The organism is Stenotrophomonas sp. GD03654, assembly GCF_029845105.1.
In the GTDB taxonomy this organism is placed as follows: domain Bacteria; phylum Pseudomonadota; class Gammaproteobacteria; order Xanthomonadales; family Xanthomonadaceae; genus Stenotrophomonas; species Stenotrophomonas africana.
Genome location: NZ_JAOCLC010000126.1, coordinates 1 through 6,584 on the forward strand (window position 1 = coordinate 1; position 6,584 = coordinate 6,584).

The following is a 6,584-nucleotide window of genomic DNA, read 5'->3' on the forward strand; positions in this document are numbered from 1 at the left end:
CCGGACCCACCCCGCCTTCGACAGAGTTCCGCGATCTGCCGGAATGGCATGGCCTGCTCTTGGTGGGTGTCGACCTTGGTCGACACGTAGATCCACGCCATGCGTGGATGCTGTTCGTTCAATTGTCGAAATATTCGATTTCGACGGAGATTCATCCACGCATGGCGTGGATCTACCAGACACCGGAAATCTGTCAAAGGTGGGGCGGTGTCGGATTGCGGCGTCCCCACAATCCGACGCCGCCCCGCCAACCAAACAGAAACCCAGAGCCGACGCTCCGGCCGTTGTCGTTGCAGTTGCTTCTGCGGGTGCCGGGCTGCAAGCCCGGCACCCACACCCAACCCTCAACAGCAGCGACCACCGTTGCGTCCGCCGTAGCGCGCTTCCTGGCGCTCGCGGAAGAACGTCTTGTAGTCCATCGGCTCCTGGTCCGGATGCTTTTCCAGCATGTGCCGGACGTAGTTGTCGTAATCAGGAATGCCACAGCACAGTCGTGCGGTCTGCACCAGGCGCCGCCAGATGCGGCGGTGCGCCTGGTACTGGCCAGCGGGAACCAGTTGCGTGCTCATCACAGATCCACCATTTCATGCGGCTTCAGTGCCACGTACGGGGTTTCGCGGTCAGTGCGCTGCGGATTGCGGCGGGCCGCCAGGATGGTCTTGATCGAATAAACCAGCACTGCGCCCACCACCAGCAGGAACAGCGCGGTCAAACCGGTGTTGACGTAGGCGTTGACCACGATCTGCTTCATCTGCGCCACCGACTTGGCCGGTGCGGTGATCGTGTCGCTGGCGAGCGCGGCCTGGAACTTGTGTGCCTGGGCCAGGAAGCCCTGCGCCGGGTTGCTGTCGAAAATCTTGATGAAGCCGGCGTAGGTGGTGCAGATCAGCAGCCACACGGCCGGTACTGCGGTCACCCACGCATAGCGGTCACGCTTCATCTTGAACAGCACCACCGTGCCCAGCATCAGCGCGATACCCGCCAGCATCTGGTTGGAGATGCCGAACAGCGGCCACAGCGTCTGGATGCCACCGAACGGATCGACCACGCCGGTGTAGAGCAGGTAGCCCCACAGCGCCACGCAGCCGGCGGTACCGATGATGTTGGCGGTCCACGATTCGGTCTTCTTCAGGGCCGGCACGAAGTTGCCCAGCAGGTCCTGCAGCATGAAGCGACCGGCACGGGTGCCAGCGTCGACTGCCGTGAGGATGAACAATGCTTCGAACAGGATCGCGAAGTGGTACCAGAACGCCATCATCGCGTCGCTGCCACTGGGAATCGCTTCGTGCAGGATCTGCGCGATGCCCACCGCCAGTGTTGGCGCGCCACCTGCACGATGCAGGATGGTGGGTTCACCGATGGCCGCCGCAGTCGCGGTCAGCTGTTCAGGCGTGATGGTGAAGCCCCAGGTGTTGGTGATGTAGTGCGCGGCCGACGCGGCGTCGGCGCCGATCACCGCCGCCGGGCTGTTCATCGCGAAGTAGATGCCCGGATCGATGATCGAGGCCGCCACCAGTGCCATCACCGCCACGAACGATTCCATCAGCATGCCGCCGTAGCCGATGTAACGCATGTGCGCTTCATTGGCCAGCAGCTTCGGAGTGGTGCCGGAGGAAATCAGTGCATGGAAACCGGAGACCGCGCCGCAGGCGATGGTGATGAACAGGAACGGGAACATGCCGCCCTTCCACACCGGGCCGTCACCGCTGGCGGCGAACTGGGTCAACGCCGGCATCTTCAGTTCCGGCATCACCACCAGGATGCCGATGGCCAGCGCGATGATGGTGCCGATCTTGAGGAAGGTCGACAGGTAGTCACGCGGGGCCAGCAGCAGCCACACCGGCAGCACCGACGCGACGAAGCCGTAGCCGATCAGCATCCAGGTGATCTGGGTGCCGGTGAAGGTGAACGCCGGGCCCCAGACCGGATCGGCGGCGACCTTGCCGCCGTACCAGATCGCGGCCAGCAGCAGGATCAGGCCAACCACCGAGATTTCGCCGATCTTGCCGGGGCGGATGTAGCGCATGTACACGCCCATCAGGATTGCGATGGGCATCGTCGCGATCACGGTGAACATGCCCCACGGGCTTTCGGCCAGCGCCTTGACCACCACCATCGCCAGCACCGCCAGGATGATGATCATGATCAGGAACGCACCGAACAGCGCGATGGTACCGGGCACCTGGCCCATTTCCTCGCGGACGAGGTCACCCAGTGAGCGGCCGTTGCGACGGCTGGACAGGAACAGGACCATGAAGTCCTGCACCGCACCGGCCAGCACCACGCCCACCACCAGCCACAACAGGCCGGGCAGGTAGCCCATCTGCGCGGCCAGTACCGGACCGACCAGCGGGCCGGCGCCGGCGATGGCGGCGAAGTGATGGCCGAACAGCACGTGCTTGTTGGTGGGCACGTAGTCCAGGCCATCGTTGTTGATCACTGCCGGGGTGGCCCGGGTCGGATCCAGCTGCATCACCTTGTTGGCGATGAACAGGCTGTAGAAGCGATAGGCCACCAGGTACAGCGAAACTGCGGCGACGACGATCCACAGGGCATTGATGTGTTCGCCGCGGCGCAGGGCCACGGTGCCCAGACAGAAGGCGCCGAGCAGGGCGAGTACCGCCCAGCCTATTTTGGAAAACCCTTTCATGAGGTGCTCTCTCCCGGAAAGACAGTCAAAGAGTCCCGCGTGCCCTCGGCAGGGTCAATTGGCACAGGACGAATCAGCGGTAGTACTTTGGTCGTACGCAGGGCGTGCTGACGTGCAGCGAACATCAGGGATGGAACAATCGGTTGCGGCGCCGTCCATTGGCGTGCGGCCATGTGGCGTCCATCTTCAGTGGCATCCATCCAACAGGAGTCGCCATGAGCTTTCCCGAACCGGTCCGCGTACTGCGCACCATCCGTGGCATGCCCACCTCCGACGGTGCCGGCGTGCGCCTGACCCGTGTCATCGGCGGCCCGACGCTGCCGGACCTGGATCCGTTCCTGCTGCTTGATGAGTTCGGTACCGACCGTGCCGAAGACTACATCGCAGGCTTTCCCGAGCATCCGCACCGTGGTTTCGAGACCGTCACCTACATGCTCGACGGGCGCATGCGGCATCGCGACAACCATGGCAACGAAGGCCTGCTGACCCCGGGCAGCGTTCAGTGGATGACCGCTGGCCGTGGCCTGGTGCATTCGGAGATGCCCGAACAGGAAAGCGGGCAGATGCGCGGTTTCCAGCTGTGGGTGAATCTGCCGGCGAAGGAGAAGATGACCGATCCGAAGTACCAGGAGTTCGCGCCGGAGCGCATCCCCGTGGTGCAGCCGGAACCTGGCGTGGAAGTGAAGGTGATCGCCGGCAGCGTGGACGGTACCCATGGGCCGATCGTGCAGCCGGCCACCGAGCCGCTCTACCTGGACATCACGTTGGCGCCGGATCGCGCTTGGACCTATGCGCTGCCGGAAGGGCACAACGCGTTTGCCTATGTGTTCGAAGGTGCGGTGACGGTAGGTGAGCAGGACGCTGCGCGTGACGTGGCACGCCAGGAGCTGGCGGTGCTGGGCGGCGGAGAACAGCTGCACCTCTCGGCCGGCAGCGAAGGCGCGCGGTTGATCCTGGTGGCCGGCCGTCCGCTGCGCGAGCCGGTGATGCGGCATGGTCCGTTCGTGATGAACACGCGGCAGGAACTGATGCAGGCCTTCGTCGATTTCCAGGAAGGCAAGTTCTGAGGTAGTTCCGGCCGCTGGCCGGCAGCAGCCTCGGATAATGGCTGATCGAGGTGCCGGCCAGCGGTCGGCACCCCCCTGTAAGCGGGCCGTATTGTGGGGATGCTGCCAGGCAGTCATCCCCGTCATGCTCAGCGCCCGGCTGCCACGGCCGACGGGGTCAGGCTCATGCCCTGCGCCAGCTGCTGCAGCGAGCCCAGTTCCTGCGGGCTGTCCGGATACAGCGAAATCTGCGCGTAACGCCCTTTGTCGAGCTTGACCACGCTGATCCGGCGTTCGGCATAGCCCGGCGGCTGCTGGCCACCAAGGTCGGGCTGGTACCAGTAGAGTGATTCACCGCCGAAGCTGCCCTTTTCCTGGCGCAGCGAGCGGTTCAACGGAATGGACGGGTCACGTGCGCTGAGCATCAGGCTCAGTACCTCACGGCCATCTCCGGTACTGGCGCGACAGATCAGAAAGTCCGTCTGCACCACTTGCTGCCATTGCAGGCCACTGCTGGCCGGCAGCGAAGGACATTCGGTGGGAGCCTGTGCAGCCGCGGCCTGGGCCACGACGAACAGCAGGCTCGACAACACTACAGGCGCGAACTTCATGCATCCCCCAAGGTGGTGTGTCGTTTGGCGCCGCCGGATGGGCGGGCGGCGTTGGCATCCCATCCCCGGATGCCACCCCGGCCGGCATGTGCACGGACGGTCAACTCAACCTTAACGGAACGTGAGCGATCGCACAAATTGCGGTTACAAGCGTAACCATTGCGGCCGATGGTCGGCCGCAAGGGTCCGCACCGGCCTCAGCGGTCGTTGCCGATCCATTTGTAGATGATGCCGCCGATCGCACCGCCCAGCAGCGGGGCGACCCAGAACAGCCACAGCTGGCTGACCGCGCCGCTGCCGGCGAAGAACGCGACGGCGGTGGAGCGGGCCGGGTTCACCGAGGTGTTGGTGACCGGGATGCTGATCAGGTGGATCAGGGTCAGCGACAGGCCGATCGCCAGTGGCGCGAAGCCGGCCGGTGCCTTGCCGTGGGTGGCGCCCATGATCACGATCAGGAACACCGCCGTCAGCACCACTTCGCACAGGAAGGCGGCCGCCACGCTGTAGCCGCCAGGAGACAGCGCGCCATAGCCGTTGCTGGCGAACGCACCGGCCTGACTGCCATCGATGGCGAAGCCACTGGCGCCGGAGGCGATCTGCAGCAGAATGAAGCCGGCCAGCAGGCCGCCGGCGACCTGGGCGATGATGTACGGGATCAGGTCCTTGGTCGGAAAACGGCCGCCGGCCCACAGGCCGACACTGACCGCCGGGTTGAAGTGCGCGCCGGAGATATGGCCGAACGCATAGGCGCCGGTCACCACGGTCAGGCCGAAGGCCAGCGCCACGCCGAGGAAACCGATACCCAGCGGATTGCCGTCACCTCCGAACTTGGCGGCCAGCACCGCACTGCCACAGCCACCCAGAACCAGCCAGAACGTGCCGAGGAACTCGGCCGACAAGCGTTTACCCATGCTCATGTGTTGCACTCCTTCGACGGTCTAAAGTGTGATTTATGTCACATTTCAGTGATCAGCGGGTGACTGTAGTGTCAACGCCGGGTGCAGGGATACACCTTCGGATGTGTGCAACACGCGATGTTCAATACTGCGGCAGCGGGATGAACTCCTTGTCGTCGCCGGGGATGGTGCCGAAGCGGCCGGCTTCCCAATCGTGCTTGGCCTGCTCGATGCGCTCCTTCGAGCTGGAGACGAAGTTCCACCACAGATGACGCGGGCCATCCAGCGGCTCGCCGCCGAACAGCATCGCCTTCACCGGCGTCTTCGCACGCAGGCGACCTGTCGCACCGGCTTCGGGGATCACCAGATGCTGGGCGGGAATATCCACGCCATCCAGCTGCGCCTCTCCTTCGAGGATGTACAGCGCGCGCTCGCGGTGGCCATTGTCGATATCGATCTCCGCATCCGGGTCGAGGTCGATCGCTACGTTGAGGGTGTCGGCGAACACCTTCACCGGCGATTCCTCGCCATAGGCGCGGCCGGCGATCACCCGCAGCCAGACACCATTGCGGCGCTGCTCGGGCAGGGTGGCCGCGGCATGGTGGTAGAACGCCGGCTCGATTTCCTCATGCGACTTCGGCAGTGCCACCCAGGTCTGCATGCCATGGATCGGGTTGTCGTGATCGCGGTCCGGTTGCGGCGTGCGCTCGGAATGGGCGATGCCACGGCCGGCGGTCATCCAGTTGACGTCACCGGGGCGGATCACCTGGTCCGAGCCCAGCGTGTCGCGATGGCCGATGGCGCCCGACCACAGGTAGGTGACCGTCGCCAGGCCGATATGCGGATGCGGGCGCACGTCGATGGCGGTGCCGGGGTGCATGAGTGCCGGGCCCATCTGGTCGACGAACACGAATGAGCCGATGCTGCGCGCCTGCAGGGTGGGGACGGCGCGACGGACTTCGAGGCCGCCGATGTCGTGTACGCGCGGGGCGATGATGGTGGTCATGCGGGCGTTCTCGCTGGCAGGGATCAGGTGGTCAGCATCGCACGCAGCTGTGACGGGGACATGCCCCGTATGGGTAACAGGTTGTTCCAGCCAACGGCGCAGCCCCTCGTGGCTGTGGGGTTGGTCGCTGAAGGCGGAAGCAAGATCAAAAGCCGCGCTTGGTCGGGCGGGTGGGTTGCGCAGGACACGCCGTAAACCCATCCATGGGGGCTCGATGGCGCCATCCATGGCGCCAACGGTCCTGCCTGCCCACACCGCCCCACCCCTGACAGTTTCCCGGTGACGGTGGGTGAACTGCGATGGCTGGTAGATGCCCACCTTTGTCGACACGCGTGGTCCACGCTCGCGTGGATGCGAGCGAAGCGACCGGCGTTT

General features: G+C 64.8%; 6 protein-coding genes. 1 reads left to right on the top strand and 5 read right to left on the bottom strand.

The genetic code is table 11. The annotated features are described in order from the left end of the window. Positions 1-344: 344 nt before the first annotated feature. On the bottom strand, positions 345-569 hold the full coding sequence (locus tag N5J73_RS23785; protein WP_005410613.1) for a CstA-like transporter-associated (seleno)protein: 225 nt from the start codon (positions 567-569) through the stop codon (positions 345-347). Then, the gene (locus tag N5J73_RS23790; RefSeq protein ID WP_049445130.1) at positions 569-2,650 is read right to left on the bottom strand and encodes a carbon starvation CstA family protein; all 2,082 of its coding nucleotides are present in this window, start codon (positions 2,648-2,650) and stop codon (positions 569-571) included. Before N5J73_RS23790 ends, N5J73_RS23785 begins: the two co-directional genes overlap by 1 nt. Before the next feature lie 215 nt (positions 2,651-2,865). Here N5J73_RS23790 and N5J73_RS23795 point away from each other — a divergent pair, with 215 nt between their 5' ends. Continuing rightward, a complete protein-coding gene (locus N5J73_RS23795; RefSeq protein WP_049445133.1) occupies positions 2,866-3,717 on the top strand; it encodes a pirin family protein in 852 nt (283 codons plus the stop codon). A 128-nt stretch (positions 3,718-3,845) separates the two neighbouring features. On the opposite strand, the gene N5J73_RS23800 is transcribed toward N5J73_RS23795, so the two are convergent. From N5J73_RS23800 to N5J73_RS23810, 3 genes are all read right to left on the bottom strand, one after another. Then, on the bottom strand, positions 3,846-4,307 hold the full coding sequence (locus tag N5J73_RS23800) for a hypothetical protein (protein ID WP_049445134.1): 462 nt from the start codon (positions 4,305-4,307) through the stop codon (positions 3,846-3,848). A gap of 197 nt (positions 4,308-4,504) precedes the next feature. After that, on the bottom strand, positions 4,505-5,224 hold the full coding sequence (gene aqpZ / locus N5J73_RS23805) for an aquaporin Z (RefSeq protein WP_032129854.1): 720 nt from the start codon (positions 5,222-5,224) through the stop codon (positions 4,505-4,507). Positions 5,225-5,345: 121 nt separating this feature from the next. Continuing rightward, positions 5,346-6,209, bottom strand: coding sequence for a pirin family protein (locus N5J73_RS23810; protein ID WP_006383170.1), 864 nt, complete (start codon positions 6,207-6,209; stop codon positions 5,346-5,348). Between the last annotated feature and the right edge of the window lie 375 nt (positions 6,210-6,584).

Excerpts from the sequence above, each read along its gene's own strand:
- N5J73_RS23785 (WP_005410613.1), bottom strand. The coding sequence starts at position 569 with ATGAGCACGCAACTGGTTCCCGCTGGCCAGTACCAGGCGCACCGCCGC.
- N5J73_RS23790 (WP_049445130.1), bottom strand. The coding sequence starts at position 2,650 with ATGAAAGGGTTTTCCAAAATAGGCTGGGCGGTACTCGCCCTGCTCGGC.
- N5J73_RS23795 (WP_049445133.1), top strand. The coding sequence starts at position 2,866 with ATGAGCTTTCCCGAACCGGTCCGCGTACTGCGCACCATCCGTGGCATG.
- N5J73_RS23800 (WP_049445134.1), bottom strand. The coding sequence starts at position 4,307 with ATGAAGTTCGCGCCTGTAGTGTTGTCGAGCCTGCTGTTCGTCGTGGCC.
- aqpZ (WP_032129854.1), bottom strand. The coding sequence starts at position 5,224 with ATGAGCATGGGTAAACGCTTGTCGGCCGAGTTCCTCGGCACGTTCTGG.
- N5J73_RS23810 (WP_006383170.1), bottom strand. The coding sequence starts at position 6,209 with ATGACCACCATCATCGCCCCGCGCGTACACGACATCGGCGGCCTCGAA.